Origin of the sequence: Enterobacter cloacae complex sp. SYL003 (genome assembly GCF_049236925.1) — a bacterium.
In the GTDB taxonomy this organism is placed as follows: Bacteria; Pseudomonadota; Gammaproteobacteria; order Enterobacterales; family Enterobacteriaceae; genus Enterobacter; species Enterobacter intestinihominis.
Genome location: NZ_JBMKJK010000018.1, coordinates 22,129 through 42,502, shown reverse-complemented (window position 1 = coordinate 42,502; position 20,374 = coordinate 22,129). Strand labels below are relative to the sequence as shown.

Here is a 20,374-nt window from a genome sequence, read left to right as displayed (position 1 = left end):
TGAAGGCGACAAAAAAGCGGGTCAGGAAACTGGCCCGCTTTTTTTATGCTCAGTGCCATATCATCAGCGCAATCATACTCACCACAACCAGACCACACAGGGCGCTGGTCAAAATGAACTGACGACGCAGGCGCTCGCAGCGACGGATAAACTCTTCATCGTGGTGATCGCGGTAGCGCTGGTAGTAGATATACCCCACCAGACGCATCTGCTTGCTGGGCTGTCCGTGCGAGGTGAAGAACCCTCCACCGTCCACATATTGATAAAGCAACGGATCGCAACCACGAAGTACCACTAACAGCGCACGTAACGATGAGAAGTAGCGCGCCATATTCACTATGCAAACCACGCATAACGCCCAAAACAATGCGACGGTGCTAATCATACATCCTCCCCGGCGTCCACCCACGAAGCAAGGCTCCTGAGCTACCGCACCCCAATGCCCTGACAGACAGTTCAGTGAAAGAATGACTAAAAGTCGATCCGGTTCGCGTTTTAATATCCGAACGGCTCATTAAATAGTGTAGGAGATCCGTTAATTTTTTTGCCACAAGGTTAATCGTTATCAACACCAAAGCTTGAAAAATATGTTTAACTGGGCCGTAATGAAAGCATCAGACGACGGCTTTCCCATTTAGTCATCGATAACTTAAGGAAGGAGTAACACTATGGCTTACAAACACATTCTTATCGCGGTAGACCTCTCCCCGGAGAGTAAAGTGCTGGTTGATAAAGCAGTATCCATGGCACGTCCCTACAACGCGAAAGTTTCGCTGATTCACGTTGATGTGAATTACTCCGACCTCTACACCGGTCTGATCGACGTGAATCTCGGCGATATGCAGAAACGCATCTCCGAAGAGACTCACCACGCGCTGAGCGAGCTTTCTACCAACGCGGGCTATCCAATTACTGAAACCTTAAGCGGTAGCGGCGATCTGGGCCAGGTGCTGGTTGATGCGATTAAGAAATACGATATGGACCTGGTGGTATGTGGTCACCATCAGGACTTCTGGAGCAAACTGATGTCTTCCGCACGTCAGCTGATTAACACCGTACACGTGGATATGCTGATTGTTCCACTGCGTGACGAAGAAGACGAGTAAGTGCAAAAAAGCCCGGTGGCGCTAACGCATACCGGGCCTACAAGCGGTACTGAATGTAGGCCGGGTAAGGCGAAGCCGCCACCCGGCTTTTTTTATTCCGGCGTACCTGAGTAGATATCAAAGCGATGCCCTTTGGTGGTCACCGCGTTAGTGGTCGCAACGTCCGCCAGCGGCGGCGCATAGTCAGGACGTTTCACCACCACCCGCTTCGTCGCCAGTTGACGAGCCGGCTCCAGCAGGCCATCGGCATCTAAATCTGGCCCCACCAGCGACTGAAACACCCGCATCTCTTTCTTCACCAGCGCGCTTTTCTGCTTATGCGGGAACATGGGGTCGAGATAGACCACCTGCGGGCGCGGGGTGATATCGGTCAGCGCCGTCAGGCTGGAGGCATGAATAAGTTGCAAACGTTCCTGTAACCACGAGCCGATTTCCGGGTCCGCATAGCCTCGCGTCAGCCCGTCGTCGAGCAGCGCGGCGACAACCGGATTACGCTCCAGCATCCGCACACGGCAGCCCACCGAGGCCAGCACAAACGCATCGCGCCCCAGCCCCGCCGTGGCGTCCACCACGTCCGGAAGATAGCTCCCTTTAATGCCAACCGCCTTGGCCACCGCTTCGCCGCGACCGCCGCCGAACTTACGCCGGTGCGCCATCGCGCCGCCGACAAAATCGACAAAAATCCCGCCAAGCTTTGGCTCATCGCGCTTGCGCAGCTCCAGATGTTCCGGCGTCATCACCAGCGCCATCAGGTTCTCTTCATCATGTTCCAGCTCCCAGCGGGCCGCCAGAACAGATAAGGCGCCGTCACCGGCGCCTGTTTCATCTACTAAGCAGATCTTCACGTAGCAATCAGCCTTTGATTCCGTAATGCTCCAGCATCGCATCCAGCTGCGGCTCGCGGCCACGGAAGCGTTTGAACAGCTCCATAGGCTCTTCTGAACCGCCGCGCGTCAGGATGTTGTCGAGGAAGGACTGACCGGTTTCGCGGTTGAAAATCCCCTCTTCTTCGAAGCGCGAGAAGGCATCCGCCGCCAGCACGTCGGCCCACAGGTAGCTGTAGTAGCCTGCGGCGTACCCGCCTGCGAAGATATGGCTGAACGCGTGCGGGAAGCGTCCCCAGGTCGGGCCTGGAATGACGGCAACCTGCTTTTTAATCTCAGCCAGGGTTTCGAGGATTTTCGCCCCCTGCTCCGGGCTGAACTCGGCGTGCAGGCGGAAGTCGAACAGGCCGAACTCCAGCTGACGCAGGATAAACATCGCCGCCTGGTAGTTTTTCGCCGCCAGCATTTTATCCAGCAGTTCTTTCGGCAGCGGTTCGCCCGTTTCGTAATGACCGGAGATAAACGCCAGCGCGTCCGGCTCCCAGCACCAGTTCTCCATAAACTGGCTTGGCAGCTCGACCGCATCCCATGGCACACCGCTGATACCGGCGACACCAGCGGTTTCGATGCGGGTCAGCATGTGGTGCAGGCCGTGACCGAACTCGTGGAACAGGGTGATCACTTCATCGTGGGTAAACAGCGCAGGTTTGCCGCTCACGGGACGGTTGAAGTTACAGGTCAGGTAGGCGACAGGTTTTTGCAGGGAACCATCCGCTTTACGCATCTGGCCCACGCAGTCGTCCATCCACGCCCCGCCGCGCTTGTTCTCACGCGCGTAGAGATCGAGGTAGAAGCTGCCGCGCAGTTCGTTTTTCTCGTCATACAGCTCGAAGAAGCGCACGTCCGGATGCCAGACGTCGATATCGGTACGCTCTTTCGCGGTAATGCCATAGATGCGCTTCACTACCTCGAACAGACCGTTGACGGCTTTGTTTTCCGGGAAGTACGGACGTAGTTGTTCGTCGCTGATGCTGTAGAGGTGCTGTTTCTGTTTTTCGCTGTAGTATGCGATATCCCACGGCTGAAGCTCGTCCACGCCGAACTCCGCTTTCGCAAAGGCGCGCAGCTGAGCTAACTCTTTTTCACCCTGAGGACGGGCGCGTTTCGCCAGATCGGTCAGGAAGTCGAGCACCTGCTGTGGGTTCTCGGCCATTTTGGTGGCGAGGGATTTATCCGCGTAGCTGTCGAAGCCCAGCAGCTGTGCCAGCTCGTGGCGCAGGGCGAGGATCTCCGCCATCACCGGGCTGTTATCCCACTTACCGGCATTCGGCCCCTGATCGGAGGCGCGGGTGCTGTAGGCGCGGTACATCTCTTCGCGCAGGGCCTGGTTGTCGCAGTAGGTCATCACTGGCAGATAGCTTGGGATATCCAGCGTTAACAAGAAGCCTTCCTGCTCTTTCGCTTCGGCCTGGGCTTTTGCCGCCGCCAGCGCACTTTCCGGCATACCGGCCAGTTCGGATTCATCGGTAATCAGCTTCGTCCAGCCCATGGTGGCGTCGAGGACGTTGTTGCTGTACTGGTTGCCCAGCTCGGACAGGCGCGCAGCGATTTCGCCGTAGCGAACCTGTTTTTCTTTTGGCAGGCCAATCCCGGACAGTTCGAAATCACGCAGCGCGTTATCGACCGATTTTTTCTGCGCCGTGTTCAGTTCGGCATAATGGTCGCCGTCGCGCAGGTCGCGGTAGGCTTTGTAGAGCCCCTCGTGCTGGCCGACCCAGGTGCTGTACTCGGAGAGCAGCGGCAGGGTCTGTTCGTAGGCTTCACGCAGCTCCGGGCTGTTTTTCACCGAGTTCAGGTGGCTCACCGGGGAGAAAATGCGCCCCAGCACGTCGTCCACTTCGGCCAGCGGCTGACACAGATTTTCCCAGGTGTACGGCGCGCCCTGCGCGACCACGTTCTCTACCGCCGCGCGGCAGTTTTCCAGCGACTGGGTAACGGCTGGAACCACATGCTCAGGGAGGATTTTAGAAAACGGTGGCAACGAAAAAGGCGTCAGTAATGGATTGGTCATAAACGCTGTCCTGTTGAAATAGATGAATGAAGCGCGCATCCGGCGCTGTGCATATTGTTTTCTGTAATGGGGTTAAGTGTAGAGGATTTCAATGCCGGAGGTTGTCGAAAAACGCCCTGTGGCGCTGCGCTTACCGGGCCTACGGGTAATCTGTGCCGTTCTGCTGTAAACTGTGGCAAATCGTCAATTCAGCGGAAAATCATTACCCATGCTCAGTTATCGCCACAGCTTCCACGCTGGCAACCACGCCGACGTCCTTAAACACACCGTTCAGAGCCTGATCATTGAAGCGCTTAAAGAGAAAGACAAGCCGTTTCTCTACCTGGACACCCACGCGGGGGCGGGCCGTTATCAGCTGAGCGGCGAACATGCCGAGCGTACCGGTGAATATCTGGAAGGCATCGCCCGTATCTGGCAGCAGGACGATCTGCCTGCCGAACTGGAGCCGTACATCGGCGTGGTGAATCATTTCAACCGCAACGGCCAGCTGCGCTATTACCCTGGCTCTCCGCTGATTGCCCGCCAGCTGCTGCGCGAGCAGGACAGCCTCCAGTTGACCGAGCTGCACCCAAGCGACTTCCCGCTGCTGCGCGCTGAGTTTCAGAAAGATAACCGCGCCCGCGTGGACAAAGCCGATGGCTACCAGCAGCTAAAAGCCAAACTACCGCCGGTTTCGCGTCGCGGCCTGGTGCTGATCGACCCGCCGTACGAAATCAAAACCGACTATCAGGCGGTGGTGGCCGGTATCAACGAAGGTTACAAACGCTTTGCGACCGGAACCTATGCCCTGTGGTATCCGGTAGTGCTACGCGCGCAAATTAAACGCATGATCAAGGATCTGGAGGCGACCGGCATCCGCAAAATCCTGCAGATTGAGCTGGCGGTGCGGCCCGACAGCGACCAGCGCGGCATGACCGCGTCCGGCATGATTGTGATTAACCCGCCGTGGAAGCTCGAAGCGCAGATGAACAACGTGCTGCCGTGGCTGCACAAAACGCTGGTGCCAGCCGGTACGGGCCACGCCACCGTAAGCTGGATCGTGCCGGAGTAATCGCAGCCATCGGTGGAACCTATTGATTTCAGGTATACAATCGCGGCAATTCACGATTAAGGACAAAAGCTATGACTAAGCATTATGACTACATCGCAATCGGCGGCGGCAGCGGCGGCATCGCCTCCATCAACCGTGCGGCCATGTACGGCCAGAAGTGTGCGCTGATTGAAGCCAAAGAACTCGGCGGCACCTGCGTAAACGTGGGTTGTGTACCGAAGAAAGTGATGTGGCATGCCGCGCAAATCCGTGAAGCTATCCATATGTATGGCCCGGACTACGGCTTTGACACCACCATTAACCACTTCGACTGGGATAAGCTGATCGCCAGCCGTACCGCCTATATCGACCGTATTCACACCTCGTACGATAACGTGCTGGGCAAGAATAACGTCGACGTGATCCGCGGCTTCGCCCGTTTCGTGGATGCGAAGACGATCGAAGTGAACGGCGAGACGATCACCGCCGATCACATCCTGATCGCCACCGGTGGCCGACCGAGCCATCCGAACATTCCGGGCGCGGAATACGGTATCGACTCCGACGGGTTCTTCGAGCTGCCTGCTCTGCCAGAGCGCGTTGCCATTGTAGGCGCGGGTTACATCGCGGTTGAGCTGGCCGGCGTGATTAACGGCCTTGGGGCGGAAGCGCACCTGTTTGTGCGTAAACACGCGCCGCTGCGTAGCTTTGATCCGCTAATCGTCGACACGCTGGTCGAGGTGATGAACGCCGAAGGCCCAACCCTGCACACCAACGCCGTGCCAAAAGCGGTGGTTAAAAATGCGGACGGTAGCCTGACCCTGGAGCTGGAAGATGGCCGCAGCCAGACCGTTGATTGCCTGATCTGGGCGATTGGTCGTGAACCGGCCACCGACAACTTCAACCTGGCCGCAACCGGGGTGAAAACCAATGAAAAAGGCTACATCGTCGTTGATAAGTTCCAGAACACCAGCGTACCGGGTATTTATGCCGTTGGTGATAACACAGGTGCCGTAGAACTGACGCCGGTTGCCGTGGCCGCGGGGCGTCGTCTTTCCGAGCGTCTGTTTAACAACAAGCCGGACGAATATCTGGATTACAGCAACATCCCGACCGTGGTCTTCAGCCACCCGCCAATCGGCACCGTCGGCTTAACCGAGCCGCAGGCGCGCGAGCAGTACGGCGACGATCAGGTGAAAGTGTATAAATCGGCGTTTACCGCGATGTATACCGCGGTCACCTCGCACCGTCAGCCGTGCCGCATGAAGCTGGTCTGTGTGGGCCCGGACGAGAAGATCGTCGGCATCCACGGCATAGGCTTTGGCATGGACGAGATCCTGCAGGGCTTCGCAGTGGCGCTGAAGATGGGCGCAACGAAAAAAGACTTCGATAACACCGTGGCGATCCACCCCACTGCGGCAGAAGAGTTTGTAACAATGCGTTGATATTGATGCCCCTCTTCAAAGGGGCATTTTTTTAACATTCATAAATCGTTGCAAAACGAATGCTCCGAAAATCGTGATCTACCGCACATATCCCTCCACATCCACCGAAGCGAATGTCTACGCTTATAAGACGCCCGGAAAAACCTGTCTTTTAGAACACACAACCGGAGGTCCTTATCACCATGTTCAACCAGAAACTACAGGCTACCGAGAACATCGAGTTCGAGATTGCAGAAGAGCTGCGCTACGAGACCGATCCCTGCGAGTTGAAACTGGATGAAATGATTGAGGCGGAGCCGGAACCCGAAATGATCGAGGGGCTACCTGCCTCCGATGCCCTGACGCCTGCCGATCGTTATCTTGAACTGTTCGAACATGTGCAGTCGACACGGCTGTTTGCGGACAGCAAAACTTTCCCAGACTGCGCGCCGAAAATGGACCCGCTGGATATCCTGATCCGCTACCGTAAAGTGCGTCGTCATCGGGATTTTGACCTGGCGCGCTTTGTGGAGAATCACTTCTGGCTGCCGGAGGACTACAGTAAAGAGTATGTCTCTGATCCCGGCTTCTCCCTGAAAGAACACATTGATAACCTGTGGCCGGTGCTGACGCGCGAGCCGCAGGATCATATCCCGTGGTCGTCGCTGCTGGCGCTGCCGCAGGCCTATATTGTGCCCGGCGGGCGATTCAGCGAGACCTACTACTGGGATTCTTATTTCTCCATGCTGGGGCTGGCAGAAAGCGGTCGTAACGATCTGCTGAAATGCATGGCCGATAACTTCGCCTGGCTGATTGAGCGCTACGGACATATCCCGAACGGCAACCGCACCTACTACCTCAGCCGCTCCCAGCCGCCGGTTTTTGCCCTGATGGTGGAGCTGTTTGAAGAGGACGGCGTGCGCGGGGCGAAGCGCTATCTTGAGCATCTCAAGATGGAGTACGCCTTCTGGATGGACGGGGCGGAATCGCTGCTGCTCAACCAGGCCTATCGCAGTGCGGTGCGCATGCCGGATGGCTCATTGCTCAACCGCTACTGGGACGATCGCGATACGCCACGGGATGAATCCTGGATTGAGGACGTTGAAACCGCCCGTCATTCCGGTCGCCCGCCGAACGAGGTGTATCGCGACCTGCGCGCCGGGGCAGCCTCAGGATGGGATTACTCGTCCCGCTGGCTGCGCGATCCTGCGCGGCTGGCCAGTATCCGCACGACGCAATTTATCCCCATCGATTTGAACGCATTCCTGTTCAAACTGGAGAGCGCTATCGCCAATATCTCCGCGTCGAAAGGGGATAAAGAGACGGCTGAACTATTCCGCCAGAAAGCCAGCGACCGGCGCGCGGCGGTGAACCGCTATCTGTGGGACGAAGAGAACGGCTGTTATCGTGATTACGACTGGCGACGCGAAGCCCTGGCGCTGTTCTCTGCGGCCAGCATTGTGCCGCTGTATGTGGGCATGGCGACCCATGAGCAGGCTGAACGGCTGTCCGATGCCGTTAAAGCCCGTCTGCTCACGCCGGGCGGTATTCTCGCCACCGAATATGAAACAGGTGAGCAGTGGGATAAGCCGAACGGCTGGGCACCGCTACAATGGATGGCGATCCAGGGGTTCAAGCAGTACGGCAACGACTCGCTGGGGGATGAGATCGCCTGGAGCTGGCTGCACACGGTAAACCATTACTACAAAACCCATCATAAGCTGATTGAGAAGTACCATATCGCCAGCAGCACGCCACGCGAAGGTGGCGGGGGTGAGTATCCGTTGCAGGATGGCTTCGGCTGGACGAATGGGGTGGTGCGGCGGTTGATTGGGTTATATGGTGAACCTTGAGCCTTGCCCCTCACCCTAACCCTCTCCCCTGAGGGGAGAGGGAAAAGTTAACGAATCACCTCATAAATGGCAGTCTGGATGGACTGCCATTTTTTTGTGCTGGCATCGGGCTGCGTCTTCGCGCGGCGCGTTGCCATATCGGCGTCGTGCTGCTGACGTTTCACTACCGCCGGGACGGTACAGAATGCTTTCAGGTACTGCTTACGCATAGACGTCAGCGATTCGCCGTTCGCCATCGCATGGCTAAGCGTATTAATAAAGCGTCGGCAGGGCTTTTGCTCTGTCATTTGCAGGCGGTAGCGCAACATCACTTCCAGCACGTCATCGTAGCCTGCCGACAACGCCTCCTCCGTCCATGACATTTTCCAGTCCATGCCACCCTGCAAGAACAGGAGCGCCACGCGGGTATCATTGCGGCTAATCGCTGAACGGAAGTTGTTCTCATCCCAGGTGACACCCATGCGCGTCAGCGTTTCTCGCGAGGAAGGCGTTTCGCGCATCTCCTGCACCGGCGCGGGAGATGCCGTGCTGGCCACAGTCGGCTGCGGTTTACTGCTGGTTACCAGCCAGGCTCCTCCCACGACAATCGCGATAACCATCATGCCAACCGCTCCCCACAGCACGCCGGAAATCAGCTGTTCGCGCTGCTCTGGCGTACGCGCGGCGCGCTGAGTCGGTTTCTCTATGCTGTCACGCACTTCAAACAGATCGCCGCCTGTGGTGCGGTCTATTTTTTGCGCCTTTTCCCAGAATGCATGCAGCTCGCTTTCATCCACCGCCATCAGCGCCGCCGGGTTAACGCGTGTCCGCCCTTCCTCAAACGCGCGCTGAACGGAGCGGGTGATCTGCGTGTAATAGCTGTCGAGCAGCTGGATTTGCGCCCCGCTCAACGGCTGCTGCACGGTGATGCTGTTGCGGATTTGACGGATATCTTCGAGGAAGGTTTGCAGGGTTTTGCGGGGTTCTACCAGCAGCGTCAGCATGTCCGGGGCGTTAAACAGCGACGCGTAGTAGCGGCTAAATTCTTTCTTATCCACCAGCAGCTGGGCCAGCTCACTAAATAACATGCCGCTCAGAACATCATTAATTTCACCGTTTTTCAGCCAGCGACGCACACGTTCAGCATTAAACAAGGTCTTAAGATGATTATTCAGCCGCACCGGATCGGGCCATGCCTGCTGTATCAATCCTTTTATCATCAGCTCAATGGCACGCACCTGTATCTGCGCCTGGAGCTGGCTCGCCTTGTCTGGCACCCTCCCGGTATCGTAGGTCAGAAGGGGCTGTTGCAGACGCAGATATTCAAGGGATGTGACGAAGCGCATCGCCGCAATCAGCTGGTTTTCGCTGACATCCTGCCCGCTTTCATACTGGGGAACGCGCTGCTGAAGCAAGCGTAATTGCAGCGTAAAGGCCGTCATTTCCGCATCATTCAGGTTCAGCTTTCTGGCTACGGCACCCCACCCGCCCAGCCCCAGGCGGGCGCTATCCAGTTGTTCCAGAAACCAGCGTGGATCTTTTCCTTCAGAAACATGTACATTCAACAGAAGTAAGATTTCAACAGACGCCTGGCGGATCGCCGCCAGACAGTGTTCAAACTGTTCGCGGGTATGATGCGATGAGCTAATCATCATTGTTTTCCTTGAGAGACAATGAGTACCGCCAAAGCGGCATTAAAAGTCGTTTTTCTTTTTATTTATAGGAGGTTAAACATACCTGACTTTCTGTTGAAATAAAGTGACAACCCTATAATCATTTGCAATGTCTCCGGAGGATCGTCATGCCCGCCTTAACCACCGCGCGTCTCACCTGCTTGCCGCTGCAAGAGCAAGACTGGCCCTTTTTTCTGTCGCTACAGCAAAATCCTGACGTGATGCGTTTTGTCGCCCATGAGCGTAGCGAGGCTGACATTCGGGAGGCCTTTGTGTCTCGTCTGTTGCCGTGGGCACCGGGCAGCTCGCACTGGCTCTGCCTTGTGGTGCGTGAGACGGCCAGCCAGACGCCGCTGGGCGTAACCGGCTATGTGCACCGGGAAGCAGATTGTGCCGAAGTCGGTTTTCTCTTTGCGCCCTCTGCGCAGGGGAAAGGTTACGGCTTTGAATCTCTGCGGGCGGTGTGTGATTTCGCGCTGACCCAGGGCAATATCCGTCGGCTCACCGCGACCGTGACGGCGGGAAATATCGCCTCAAGGCGACTGCTGGAAAAAACAGGTTTTCAGCTGGAAGGTGAGTTGCGCGAGAGTTATTTCCTTTCAGGGCAATGGCATAACGACTGGCTATTCGGTTTACTGAAAAAGGAATATCCGTTCAGTAAAACCTGATCAACGGCCATTTGGCGGATATTCCCCGGGCTGTTTTCCCTTTATAGTTCCGCCATAAAGAGGAAACGCTTATGACGGGTTATGCAATGCAGATATCTTCTGCTGCAATCGCATTAATTAAAAAACAGCAGGGTCTTTCCCTGGAGAAATACCGTGACGAAAAGGGAATATGGGTTATAGGTTACGGTCACGTGATTCGCCAGTGGGAAAAATTTAACGGCCTCATCACGCCGACTGAGGCGGAGAATTTGCTTTTCAATGATATTCATTTATGTGAGTCGCTGCTGCGGGAAATGAACAAACGCCCATTAACCCAACAGCAGCATGATGCACTGGTATTAACGCTCTTCAGTTTTGGGGAAGATTCCCCTCTGCCAGAGAAGATCCTTCAGGCCGTCGCCCGGGTATAGTACATCGCGGCCTGCGTCCGGTTTTTGACATCAAGACGACGGAAAAGCGTCTCAAGATGGGCTTTTACCGTTGCCGCACTGATATTGAGATTACGACCTATCTCTTTATTTGACTCTCCGGCCGCCAGTAATTTCAATACCTCACGCTGGCGCTCACTTAACAATGACAGCTCATCATGAGAGGAGTGCTGGTTCATCCACTCGCCGGGAAAACAGACCATCCCTCGCGATACAGAATCCAGCACGGCGGAAAAGCGTTCGGGATTCGCATTACGAGGGATTATTGCCACCACGTTGCGCTGTAGCATTTGCTCAACCCAGCGAGGCTCTTTTTTCGTTAACACCAGCACCACGCGCGCTGTTGGAAAACGATTCATAATCTCTTCCGGTAAAGCCACACCGTTATCATGAATTAAATACCCATCTATCATGACGATAGCGGAAGGTGACGCGGATAAGTGTGCCCATAATTCATCAGTCTGACGAGTTCCTGTCAAATCTATTTCCGGAATTAATTTCTGCAAACTGCACTTCGCTCCATGAATAAATAATGACTGCCTGTCAAACATGATTACTCGCATCGTATTACTCCTCTGAGAATAGCGAAGGGGGATTCTACAGAGGCATTTTTTAAGAAAAAACTCAATGAATGGAGAGGTTACAATTCACCCAGCTCTCTTTATATCTTTCATCATTTAGACACACCTGCTTTAAGGATTTCCTTAAGAGGGTTCCCTCCCCCTTAAGTCTGAACATTACAGGAACATACCGCCTGAAACTTCAATACGTTGCGCATTCATCCAGCCCAGTTTGTCACTGAGCAACGCCGCAATGGCGTCACCGATATCATCGGGCAGGCCCACCCGTCCCAGCGCCGTCTGCGAGGCCAGCAGCTGGTTAAGCTCCGCATTATCCCTTACGCGTCCGCCTCCAAAGTCGGTTTCAATCGCGCCAGGCGCGATGATATTGACGGAAATTCCGCGCACGCCAAGCTCTTTTGCCTGATAGCGGGTCAGCACTTCCATCGCTCCTTTCATTGCCGCGTAAGTCCCTGAACCTGGCTGAGTAAAACGGGCCAGTCCGCTTGAGACGTTCAGGATCCGTCCTCCGTCTTTTATGAGCGGCAGCAGCTGTTGTGTGAGGAAAAACGGACCTTTGAAGTGAATATTCACCGCATCATCAAACTGCGCTTCTGTCGTCTCGGTATAGGGTGCGTATAACCCTGTACCTGCGTTGTTCACTAAATAGTCAAAGGTGTCACGTTGCCAGACGTGTGTAAGGGTTTCCTTCACCTGTTGAGCGAAGCGCGCAAAACTTGCCGTATCGCCGACGTTAAGCTGCAATGCTGCCGCTTTTCTACCTTTTCCCTCAATTTCGCGTACAACTTCCTGCGCCTCCTGCTGACTGCTGTTCCAGGTCAGGATGATATCTGTCCCTTCCGCAGCAAGCTTCAAAACCGCATTTTTACCCAGGCCGCGGCTACCGCCCGTCACTAATGCAATACGTTCACGCATAATTCACCTCGTTTCGACTGCGATGAAGATTGAGAATGAGCTTATTAGATGGTAGAAAATCAATAAATAGTGCCGCCAACGCTTCACTGTTTCATTTAAAACAACAATGACCCATATCTATGGATAAAATATACGCAATGCAGCTTTTCCTTCGCGTCGCGGAACTGGAGAGTTTTACCCGCGCGGCGGAGACGTTAAGCCTGCCGAAGGGGAGTGTCTCGCGGCAGATCCAGGCGCTGGAGAACGCGCTTGGCACTCAACTGCTGCACCGCACTACCCGCCGCGTCAGCCTGACGCAGGACGGCATGGTTTATTACGAACGCGCAAAAGATCTGCTGATGAATCTGGACGAACTGGACGGCATGTTTCTGCACGACCCTTCCACCATCAGCGGTCGGCTACGTGTGGATATGCCCGTTGCCATTGCACGAAATGTCGTCATTCCGAAACTGCCTGCATTTTTACAACAGTTTCCCGGCATTGAGCTTGAGCTAAGCAGCAGCGATCGTCTGGTCGATGTCATCCGCGAAGGATTTGACTGCGTGGTTCGCGTGGGAAACTTGAAGGACTCCGGGCTTATCGCCCGCCCGCTTGGGAAGCTTTCAGTGATTAACTGCGCCAGCCCGGATTATCTCACGCGATTCGGCTACCCTGAGACGCTGGATGATTTGGGCTCACACGCCCTCATTCATTACTCCGCCACGCTGGGCACCCGTCCTCTGGGTTTTGAGTATTTCAACGGCAGCGCGACCCAGTGGATAAAAACGGGAGGCGTTTTGACGGTTAACAGCACGGAAACCTACCAGGCCGCCTGTATCGCCGGGCTTGGCATTATTCAGGCTCCGCGCGTCGGGGTGCGTGATGCCCTGCGCACGAAAAAACTCGTTGAGATCCTGCCGCAATATCGGGCTGAACCAATGCCCGTCTCCCTCATTTATCCCCACCGCCGTAACCTCTCCCGTCGGGTGCATGTGTTTATGGAGTGGCTTACCGAACTCACAAAAAGTTACGTGGACTAGTCGCAAGCTATAATTCAGTAACATCCAGCTCAACGAAAAGGAAAATGCGCGTGACGCCGGAAAATAACCCGCAACGACCGACTCAACATTTAGATTATGAACCCATCAAAAAGATGGATAACGAGCCTGAAGCGCCGAAGGAGCCTGGAACGACCAGCAAAGCGCTGGGCACCGTGACCGGCATAGCCGAAAAAATTCAGCAGATACCCGCGATTGCTCACCTGATCCGCGCCGCTGAGCGCTTTAACGACCGCATGGGAAATCAGTTTGGCGCGGCGATCACCTACTTCTCTTTCCTGTCGATGATCCCCATCCTGATGGTGTCGTTTGCTGCCGCCGGTTTTGTGCTGGCGTCTCACCCGACGCTGTTGCAGGACATCTTCAATAAGATCCTGACCAACGTCAGCGACCAGACGCTCGCCACGACGCTCAAAAGCACCATCAACACCGCCGTGCAGCAGCGTACCACCGTGGGTATCGTCGGGTTGCTGATTGCGCTCTATTCCGGGGTTAACTGGATGGGCAACCTGCGTGAGGCCATTCGCGCCCAGTCGCGTGACGTCTGGGAGCGTACGCCGCAGGATCAGGAGAAGATATGGGTGAAGTATTTGCGCGACTTTATCTCGCTAATTGGTCTGCTGGTGGCGCTGGTCATCACGCTCTCTATCACCTCGGTCGCCGGTTCTGCGCAGCAGATGATTATCTCCGCGCTGTATCTGGACTACATTGAATGGCTGAAACCGGCCTGGCGCGGTATAGGGCTTGCTATCTCCATCTTTGCTAACTACCTGCTGTTCTTCTGGATCTTCTGGCGTTTGCCCCGCCATCGGCCGCGCAAGAAGGCGCTGATCCGTGGGACGTTGATTGCCGCCATTGGCTTTGAGGTGATCAAAATTGTGATGACCTATACGCTGCCATCGCTGGTGAAGTCCCCCTCCGGCGCGGCCTTTGGTTCGGTGCTGGGGCTGATGGCCTTCTTCTATTTCTTCGCACGCCTGACGCTGTTCTGTGCCGCGTGGATCGCCACCGCAGAGTATAAAGACGACCCGCGCATGCCGGGAAAAACCCACCACTGATGTCCTGTCGGGCTGATATTTCAGCCCGATTCATCATTTCAGCATATAAATCCAGACCGTAACTTTTATTTAACTCAAAACCAGTTTTAATGACTGATATTTAAAATGTGTGAAGCATTTCATGGAAGTGTTTTCGCTGGCCTGAAAATTATCCGCTTTTTGTTGCTTTTATGACCATGTCACGCCTTTGTTACAGATTGAAATGTCGCTTTTGCTGTGCCTAATATGGCCCTTCGTTCGTCCAAAAATAAGAAAATATTATGCAAGCAACAGCCACCACACTTAACGAAGGGGCGGAACACGTTCCGGTCAACTCCCGCAATAAAGTCGTCGTCGCATCGCTGATTGGCACCGCCATTGAGTTCTTCGACTTTTATATTTACGCCACCGCTGCGGTCATTGTCTTTCCGCATATTTTCTTCCCACAGGGCGACCCGACGGCAGCCACGCTACAGTCTTTAGCTACCTTTGCTATCGCCTTCGTTGCGCGTCCTATAGGTTCAGCGGTCTTTGGCCACTTTGGCGATCGCGTCGGTCGTAAAGTGACGCTGGTTGCCTCGCTGCTGACGATGGGGATCTCCACCGTCGCCATCGGCCTGCTGCCGACCTATGAAACTATCGGCATTCTGGCGCCTGTGCTGCTGGCGCTGGCGCGCTTTGGTCAGGGCCTGGGGCTGGGCGGGGAATGGGGCGGCGCGGCGCTACTGGCGACCGAGAACGCCCCGGCGCGTAAGCGTGCCCTGTATGGCTCTTTCCCACAGCTGGGCGCGCCGATTGGCTTCTTCTTCGCGAACGGCACCTTCCTGCTCCTCTCCTGGCTGCTGACCGATGAACAGTTCATGAGCTGGGGCTGGCGTATTCCGTTCGTCTTCTCTGCCGTGCTGGTGCTGATTGGCCTGTACGTGCGCGTGTCGCTGCACGAGACGCCGGTCTTCGCTAAAGTCGCCGCGGCGAAAAAGCAGGTTAAAGTTCCGCTGGGGACGCTGCTGACCAAACACCTCCGCGTGACCGTGCTGGGTACGTTCATCATGCTGGCGACCTACACGCTGTTCTATATCATGACCGTGTACTCCATGACCTACAGTACCGCCGCCGTACCGGTCGGACTGGGCCTGCCGCGTAACGAAGTGCTGTGGATGCTGATGATGGCGGTTATTGGATTTGGCGTGATGGTGCCCATCGCGGGCCTGCTGGCGGATAAATTTGGCCGTCGTTCAAGCATGATCGTCATCACCTCGCTGATCATCCTGTTCGCACTGTTTGTCTTCCCGCCGCTGCTGGGTTCAGGTAGCCCTGCGCTGGTGATGGCGTATCTGCTGATTGGTCTGAGCCTGATGGGGCTGACCTTTGGCCCAATGGGCGCGCTGCTGCCGGAGCTGTTCCCGACTGAAGTGCGTTATACCGGCGCGTCGTTCTCCTATAACGTTTCGTCTATTCTGGGCGCCTCGGTGGCCCCGTATATCGCCACGTGGCTTCAGGCGAACTATGGTCTGTTCTATGTGGGTGTCTATCTGGCGGCAATGGCAGCGTTGACGCTGATTGCGCTGCTGCTGACGCACGAAACTAAGCATCAGACTCTGTAAGCGAATGCCGGGTGGCGGCTACGCCTTACCCGGCCTACGATTCACATGTAGGCCGGGTAAGCGCAGCGTCACCCGGCAAGAACAGGCCACACCTTACTTCTTCATCTGCGACAAAATCGTCCGACACTGATTCGCTTCGCCTTCTGACGGCGAAATCAACGCCAGCAGCGCCGCCGCAGGGGTGACCAGCGTGGCGAGGGCGGCGGCAACCGCACCGCGCGCAATCAGCGGCCCGGCCTTCACGCCCGCCTGCGGATCTTTGAAGGTCCCGCGAACGTAGAGCGGCGAGCGCAGGGTGATGATGCGAATGCCTTTACTTTCCGGATCGATGGTTAAATCCAGCTGCTCGGACGCCATGCTGGCGGTACCGGTGATGTTGATAACCGCGTTTTCCGTGTCGAATGCGAAAATCTGCGGACGCGCCACACCGTTGACCAGGTCCACGTTTGCCGCCGCGCAGTTTACGCGCACTTCATCGTCTCCGAAGATTTGTCCGACGATGAAGTTACCGACGTTCAGCCCCAGGATCTCCATCAGGTTACGGCTCACCAGCCCGTCGTTCATTAGCAGCTTCAGGTTGCCGTTTCCGCTGCCTAACAGCGCGGCCACAGAGTTACCCGTGCCGCGAATGTCCGCATCGCCGTTCATCTCACCGAGGGTTTTCTGCATCAACTCCACGTCCGGCATCAGCTCTTTCAGCTTCAGACGACGCGCCTGGATCTCCGCCCTTCCCTGCATCGGCTTTTTATCCCCCTCCAGGTGGATATTCGAGGAAATGGTTCCCCCGGCCATGCCAAACTTCAGCGGTTGCAGGCGCAGATCGGCGTTTTTCAGGATGATATGGGTCGAGAGGTTGCTCAACGGCAGCGTGCTGCCATGCTCAATTTTACGTCCTTTGAAGCGCACGTCCGCATCCATTACGTCCCACTTGTCGGTTTCGAAGCGGTCATAGGGCAGCACTTTACCCGCAGGCTGAGCGTCCTTTTTGACCTCTTTTGACTTCGTGCCTTTACCCGAATCTACGCCAATCAGCGGACCAAGATCGGCCAGACGCAGCTGGCGGGATTCAACGTCCCCCTCCAGTTTCGGGCGCGGTTTTCCGGTGGTGTAGGTCAGCGTGCCGTGTATATCGCTATCGCCGATGCGGCCGTTGAACCCCCGGTAGTCAAAGACGGACGATTTTTCAGCGTCGATTTTTGCGACCAGCCGCCCGTCCGTTTCAAACGGCGGGGTATCCGGCAGCAGCACGCCGGTGAGATCGTACAATTCACCCAGCGAATCCCCGGCAAACTTAAGCTGGAGGTCGACGCCGCCCATGTTCATCGGGTCGTTAACCGTGCCCACGAACGCCACGCGGGTATTGCCCGAGCGGAAGTCCGCCTGCACCGGGAACGGCGTACCCTCGCTCCTGAGCGCCAGCATACCGCCGATTTTGCCTTTACCGGTCAGTGGCTGGCCGTTGTAGCGCCCTTTCGCTGTCAGGCCGAAGACGTAATCGCCAGCTTTGCTGTCATCGCCTTTGGCTTTGCTGCCCGTCACTTCGCTAAACGGCAGCGGCTTGCCCAGCGGATCGACGAGGATCTCCACGTCAGCCTTACTTACTTTATCGTCAATGGCGATCCGCCCCCGATCGAACAGAATATTGTCGAGGCGGAAGGACCATGAAGAGGGCTGCGCATTCGGATCTTTATCGCCGCTGCTGGCGAGATCGAACGTCCAGTTATTGGTTTTCTCCGACAGGCGAATCAGCCGCGCGTCGGGCTGCTGAAGTTTGATCCACGGCAGATACACCGTTTTGGTTAACAGGGCTAACGGCGCCAGCGTGGCTTCCACGCGCGGCAGGTGGATCATGGTCACTTCGGGGATGTCCGGCGGGTTGCCAAGAATGATGTCGTCAGCGTGAACGTGCGGCCAGGGCACCCAGCTTCGCCAGCCGGTTTCCTCTTTCTGACGCTCCCACACGACCCCCAAATCGCCACGTATTGCGAAGGGGCGGTTTAGCTCGGTCGAGACTTTCTGGTTGATGGTCGGTTTGAGGCGGTTCCAGTCAAACGTGGCGATAATGATGATTAAGACCACGATCAGCAACAAGAAAATCCCTGCTGTCCAGGAAATCACCCTGGTTGTTTTTGTCATTGTTGTCCCCTTTCCTGATGAACTTGCCTTTAAAACTATAGTTCAGACAAAGGGAAGCGGGCAGATCAGAGGGTGGTTATCACCTTTTCCAGGGTATCCATGGGGACGGGACGAGAGAGGAAATAACCCTGTGCCGCCGCTGCCGGAGAATTTTGCACGTCGCGCCACTCTTCCAGCGTCTCTACGCCTTCCACAATGACGCCCTGGCAATAGCGGTTCATCAGTTGCAGGAGCATCGTAAACAGGTTCCGTCCTTCCGGTGTCTGGCGCAGCATGATAAACAGATCGCGGGCCACTTTGATGTAGTCATAACGCACTTCGCTCAGGGCGGAGAAGTTGGCCATACCGGTACCGAAATCATCCAGCCACAGCGGGCCAAACTCACACATCGAGGCAAATGAGGAGTCCTGCGGCAGCTGAACATGTTCCACCAGCTCGAAGCGCATCCACGGCAAGGTGGCAATCAGCGCCTGCAGCGTCGCATTCTGACGTAACGCCATCAGGGTTGGACCATCCACGTTCACCGAAGCCAGAATACCGTGCTGCTCGAAGAACGCCTGCTTCGTCGCCAGCATTCTCAACTGCTCTTCCAGCACGTCGATGCGCTGACGCACGGCAACCTCCGCAAAATAGCGGTCCGGCGCGATACGCTGCGAAGGGTTCGATGGATGAGTGACGACCGTTAACACCTCAATTGCCATTAACCGACCGTCAGTACGGTAGATAGGCTGATAGGTGTACGCTCGCTCACATTGCAGCCAGTAGCGATGCTCCTGCAAGTTCTCAATACTTGCCTCAGGCGTAGTGCTCAGCCGCTGGATAACCTGCTCTGACTTCATTTCGGATGTCCTGTTGTATGGGATAGCCTTTCTGGACTCGTCACTGAGTTATCGGCCCGCCAGGTGAGAACTTTATGTTCAATTCAGCGGGAAAATGAAATTAAGATGACAGAAATATGCCGGAACACGCGCTGGCTCAAAAAAAATAATGGAACGTCGTTTTAATATAGTTGACCGTAAAAAACACACAGCGCACACTACTCTTAATTACTCTGTTCAGGTTCACGACTATGTCTAAGAAAATTGCCGTGATTGGCGAATGCATGATTGAGCTGTCCCAGAAAGGCGCGGAAGTCAGCCGCGGTTTTGGCGGCGATACATTGAACACCTCCGTTTACATTGCCCGTCAGGTCGCCCCCGACGCGCTGAGCGTGAGCTACGTTACCGCGCTGGGAACGGACAGCTTCAGCCAGCAGATGCTGGAGGCCTGGCAGGGTGAAAACGTTGAAACTTCGCTGATCCAGCGAATGGAAAACCGTCTGCCGGGTTTGTACTACATCGAAACCGACAGTACCGGCGAGCGCACCTTCTATTACTGGCGTAATGAAGCGGCTGCCAAATTCTGGCTGGAAAGCGATGCCGCCGCTGCGATTTGCGAAGAGCTGGCCACCTTCGATTACCTCTACCTGAGCGGGATCAGCCTGGCGATCCTGAGCCAGCAGAGCCGTGAAAAGCTGCTGTCACTGCTGCGCGAATGCCGTGCCAACGGCGGTAAGGTGATTTTCGATAACAACTACCGTCCGCGCCTCTGGGCCAGCCGTGAAGAGACGCAGCAGGTGTATCAGCAGATGCTGGAATGCACCGATATCGCCTTCCTGACGCTGGACGATGAAGATGCCCTGTGGGGTGAAAAGCCGGTTGATGAGGTCATCGCCCGGACGCAGGCCGCTGGGGTCAGCGAAGTGGTGATTAAGCGCGGGGCGGAGTCTTGCCTGGTGGCGGTGGCGGGTGAAGCCGTGACAGAGGTGCCGGCGGTGAAGCTGGCGAAAGAGAAAGTGATCGATACCACTGCGGCGGGCGATTCTTTCAGCGCGGGGTATCTGGCGGTACGTTTGACGGGAGGTACGCCAGAAGCGGCAGCGCAGCGCGGACACTTGACGGCCAGCACGGTGATTCAGTATCGCGGAGCGATTATTCCGCGCGAGGCGATGCCTGCTTAAGGAATGGGC

Annotated in this window: 18 protein-coding genes; 10 read left to right on the top strand and 8 right to left on the bottom strand. The window is 55.9% G+C overall.

The genetic code is table 11. The features are described from left to right. Window positions 1-49: 49 nt before the first annotated feature. Complete coding sequence (uspB, locus tag ACOT1A_RS19905) at window positions 50-385, bottom strand: universal stress protein UspB (RefSeq protein ID WP_003861224.1); 336 nt, start codon at window positions 383-385, stop codon at window positions 50-52. A 283-nt stretch (window positions 386-668) separates the two neighbouring features. On the opposite strand from uspB, the gene uspA reads away from it, so the two are divergent. Continuing rightward, complete coding sequence (gene uspA / locus ACOT1A_RS19900) at window positions 669-1,106, top strand: universal stress protein UspA (protein WP_003861223.1); 438 nt, start codon at window positions 669-671, stop codon at window positions 1,104-1,106. A 92-nt stretch (window positions 1,107-1,198) separates the two neighbouring features. On the opposite strand, the gene rsmJ is transcribed toward uspA, so the two are convergent. Beyond that, window positions 1,199-1,951 (bottom strand): 16S rRNA (guanine(1516)-N(2))-methyltransferase RsmJ, encoded by a 753-nt coding sequence (rsmJ, locus tag ACOT1A_RS19895; RefSeq protein ID WP_032671543.1) that lies wholly within the window; start codon window positions 1,949-1,951, stop codon window positions 1,199-1,201. Window positions 1,952-1,958: 7 nt separating this feature from the next. Further along, window positions 1,959-4,001: an oligopeptidase A gene (prlC, locus tag ACOT1A_RS19890; protein WP_163347790.1), complete on the bottom strand. Its 2,043-nt coding sequence runs from the start codon at window positions 3,999-4,001 to the stop codon at window positions 1,959-1,961. 208 nt (window positions 4,002-4,209) lie between these two features. On the opposite strand from prlC, the gene ACOT1A_RS19885 reads away from it, so the two are divergent. The 3 genes from ACOT1A_RS19885 to ACOT1A_RS19875 all read left to right on the top strand — a co-directional run bounded on the left by ACOT1A_RS19885 (window position 4,210) and on the right by ACOT1A_RS19875 (window position 8,308). Beyond that, the gene (locus ACOT1A_RS19885; protein WP_022649709.1) at window positions 4,210-5,052 is read left to right on the top strand and encodes a 23S rRNA (adenine(2030)-N(6))-methyltransferase RlmJ; all 843 of its coding nucleotides are present in this window, start codon (window positions 4,210-4,212) and stop codon (window positions 5,050-5,052) included. 71 nt (window positions 5,053-5,123) lie between these two features. After that, entirely contained in the window at window positions 5,124-6,476 is a 1,353-nt protein-coding gene (gorA, locus tag ACOT1A_RS19880) for a glutathione-disulfide reductase (RefSeq protein ID WP_126292001.1), read from the top strand. A 182-nt stretch (window positions 6,477-6,658) separates the two neighbouring features. Next, window positions 6,659-8,308, top strand: coding sequence for an alpha,alpha-trehalase (locus ACOT1A_RS19875; RefSeq protein WP_022649711.1), 1,650 nt, complete (start codon window positions 6,659-6,661; stop codon window positions 8,306-8,308). 47 nt (window positions 8,309-8,355) lie between these two features. Here the strand turns inward: ACOT1A_RS19875 and ACOT1A_RS19870 are convergent, their stop codons facing one another. Then, window positions 8,356-9,942 (bottom strand): STY4199 family HEPN domain-containing protein, encoded by a 1,587-nt coding sequence (locus ACOT1A_RS19870; protein WP_276169996.1) that lies wholly within the window; start codon window positions 9,940-9,942, stop codon window positions 8,356-8,358. A gap of 146 nt (window positions 9,943-10,088) precedes the next feature. Here ACOT1A_RS19870 and ACOT1A_RS19865 point away from each other — a divergent pair, with 146 nt between their 5' ends. Both ACOT1A_RS19865 and ACOT1A_RS19860 read left to right on the top strand, forming a co-directional pair. Continuing rightward, a complete protein-coding gene (locus tag ACOT1A_RS19865) occupies window positions 10,089-10,628 on the top strand; it encodes a GNAT family N-acetyltransferase (RefSeq protein ID WP_022649713.1) in 540 nt (179 codons plus the stop codon). A 71-nt stretch (window positions 10,629-10,699) separates the two neighbouring features. Further along, a complete protein-coding gene (locus ACOT1A_RS19860) occupies window positions 10,700-11,038 on the top strand; it encodes a lysozyme (protein WP_022649714.1) in 339 nt (112 codons plus the stop codon). On the opposite strand, the gene ACOT1A_RS19855 is transcribed toward ACOT1A_RS19860, so the two are convergent. Together ACOT1A_RS19855 and ACOT1A_RS19850 are read right to left on the bottom strand one after the other, a co-directional pair. Beyond that, entirely contained in the window at window positions 11,017-11,619 is a 603-nt protein-coding gene (locus ACOT1A_RS19855) for a response regulator transcription factor (RefSeq protein WP_022649715.1), read from the bottom strand. The genes ACOT1A_RS19860 and ACOT1A_RS19855 overlap by 22 nt on opposite strands. 174 nt (window positions 11,620-11,793) lie before the next feature. Beyond that, window positions 11,794-12,552: an SDR family NAD(P)-dependent oxidoreductase gene (locus tag ACOT1A_RS19850; protein ID WP_023298834.1), complete on the bottom strand. Its 759-nt coding sequence runs from the start codon at window positions 12,550-12,552 to the stop codon at window positions 11,794-11,796. Between the two features lie 119 nt (window positions 12,553-12,671). On the opposite strand from ACOT1A_RS19850, the gene ACOT1A_RS19845 reads away from it, so the two are divergent. From ACOT1A_RS19845 to ACOT1A_RS19835, 3 genes are all read left to right on the top strand, one after another. After that, window positions 12,672-13,571, top strand: a complete 900-nt coding sequence (locus ACOT1A_RS19845; RefSeq protein ID WP_045308794.1) for a LysR family transcriptional regulator — start codon at window positions 12,672-12,674, stop codon at window positions 13,569-13,571. Between the two features lie 50 nt (window positions 13,572-13,621). Then, window positions 13,622-14,647 (top strand): inner membrane protein YhjD, encoded by a 1,026-nt coding sequence (gene yhjD, locus ACOT1A_RS19840; protein ID WP_022649719.1) that lies wholly within the window; start codon window positions 13,622-13,624, stop codon window positions 14,645-14,647. Between the two features lie 260 nt (window positions 14,648-14,907). Continuing rightward, the gene (locus ACOT1A_RS19835) at window positions 14,908-16,230 is read left to right on the top strand and encodes an MFS transporter (RefSeq protein ID WP_022649720.1); all 1,323 of its coding nucleotides are present in this window, start codon (window positions 14,908-14,910) and stop codon (window positions 16,228-16,230) included. A 93-nt stretch (window positions 16,231-16,323) separates the two neighbouring features. On the opposite strand, the gene ACOT1A_RS19830 is transcribed toward ACOT1A_RS19835, so the two are convergent. Beyond that, entirely contained in the window at window positions 16,324-18,366 is a 2,043-nt protein-coding gene (locus tag ACOT1A_RS19830) for an AsmA family protein (protein WP_023298835.1), read from the bottom strand. 65 nt (window positions 18,367-18,431) lie between these two features. Then, window positions 18,432-19,205 (bottom strand): cyclic-guanylate-specific phosphodiesterase, encoded by a 774-nt coding sequence (gene pdeH / locus ACOT1A_RS19825; protein WP_015571521.1) that lies wholly within the window; start codon window positions 19,203-19,205, stop codon window positions 18,432-18,434. A 230-nt stretch (window positions 19,206-19,435) separates the two neighbouring features. On the opposite strand from pdeH, the gene ACOT1A_RS19820 reads away from it, so the two are divergent. Then, window positions 19,436-20,365, top strand: coding sequence for a sugar kinase (locus ACOT1A_RS19820; protein WP_022649722.1), 930 nt, complete (start codon window positions 19,436-19,438; stop codon window positions 20,363-20,365). Window positions 20,366-20,374: the final 9 nt, after the last annotated feature.

Bases quoted from the DNA above. Each gene is read 5' to 3' on its own strand.
- uspB (WP_003861224.1), bottom strand. From the start codon at position 385: ATGATTAGCACCGTCGCATTGTTTTGGGCGTTATGCGTGGTTTGCATA.
- uspA (WP_003861223.1), top strand. From the start codon at position 669: ATGGCTTACAAACACATTCTTATCGCGGTAGACCTCTCCCCGGAGAGT.
- prlC (WP_163347790.1), bottom strand. From the start codon at position 4,001: ATGACCAATCCATTACTGACGCCTTTTTCGTTGCCACCGTTTTCTAAA.
- ACOT1A_RS19885 (WP_022649709.1), top strand. From the start codon at position 4,210: ATGCTCAGTTATCGCCACAGCTTCCACGCTGGCAACCACGCCGACGTC.
- gorA (WP_126292001.1), top strand. From the start codon at position 5,124: ATGACTAAGCATTATGACTACATCGCAATCGGCGGCGGCAGCGGCGGC.
- ACOT1A_RS19875 (WP_022649711.1), top strand. From the start codon at position 6,659: ATGTTCAACCAGAAACTACAGGCTACCGAGAACATCGAGTTCGAGATT.
- ACOT1A_RS19870 (WP_276169996.1), bottom strand. From the start codon at position 9,942: ATGATGATTAGCTCATCGCATCATACCCGCGAACAGTTTGAACACTGT.
- ACOT1A_RS19865 (WP_022649713.1), top strand. From the start codon at position 10,089: ATGCCCGCCTTAACCACCGCGCGTCTCACCTGCTTGCCGCTGCAAGAG.
- ACOT1A_RS19860 (WP_022649714.1), top strand. From the start codon at position 10,700: ATGACGGGTTATGCAATGCAGATATCTTCTGCTGCAATCGCATTAATT.
- ACOT1A_RS19855 (WP_022649715.1), bottom strand. From the start codon at position 11,619: ATGCGAGTAATCATGTTTGACAGGCAGTCATTATTTATTCATGGAGCG.
- ACOT1A_RS19850 (WP_023298834.1), bottom strand. From the start codon at position 12,552: ATGCGTGAACGTATTGCATTAGTGACGGGCGGTAGCCGCGGCCTGGGT.
- ACOT1A_RS19845 (WP_045308794.1), top strand. From the start codon at position 12,672: ATGGATAAAATATACGCAATGCAGCTTTTCCTTCGCGTCGCGGAACTG.
- ACOT1A_RS19835 (WP_022649720.1), top strand. From the start codon at position 14,908: ATGCAAGCAACAGCCACCACACTTAACGAAGGGGCGGAACACGTTCCG.
- ACOT1A_RS19830 (WP_023298835.1), bottom strand. From the start codon at position 18,366: ATGACAAAAACAACCAGGGTGATTTCCTGGACAGCAGGGATTTTCTTG.
- pdeH (WP_015571521.1), bottom strand. From the start codon at position 19,205: ATGAAGTCAGAGCAGGTTATCCAGCGGCTGAGCACTACGCCTGAGGCA.
- ACOT1A_RS19820 (WP_022649722.1), top strand. From the start codon at position 19,436: ATGTCTAAGAAAATTGCCGTGATTGGCGAATGCATGATTGAGCTGTCC.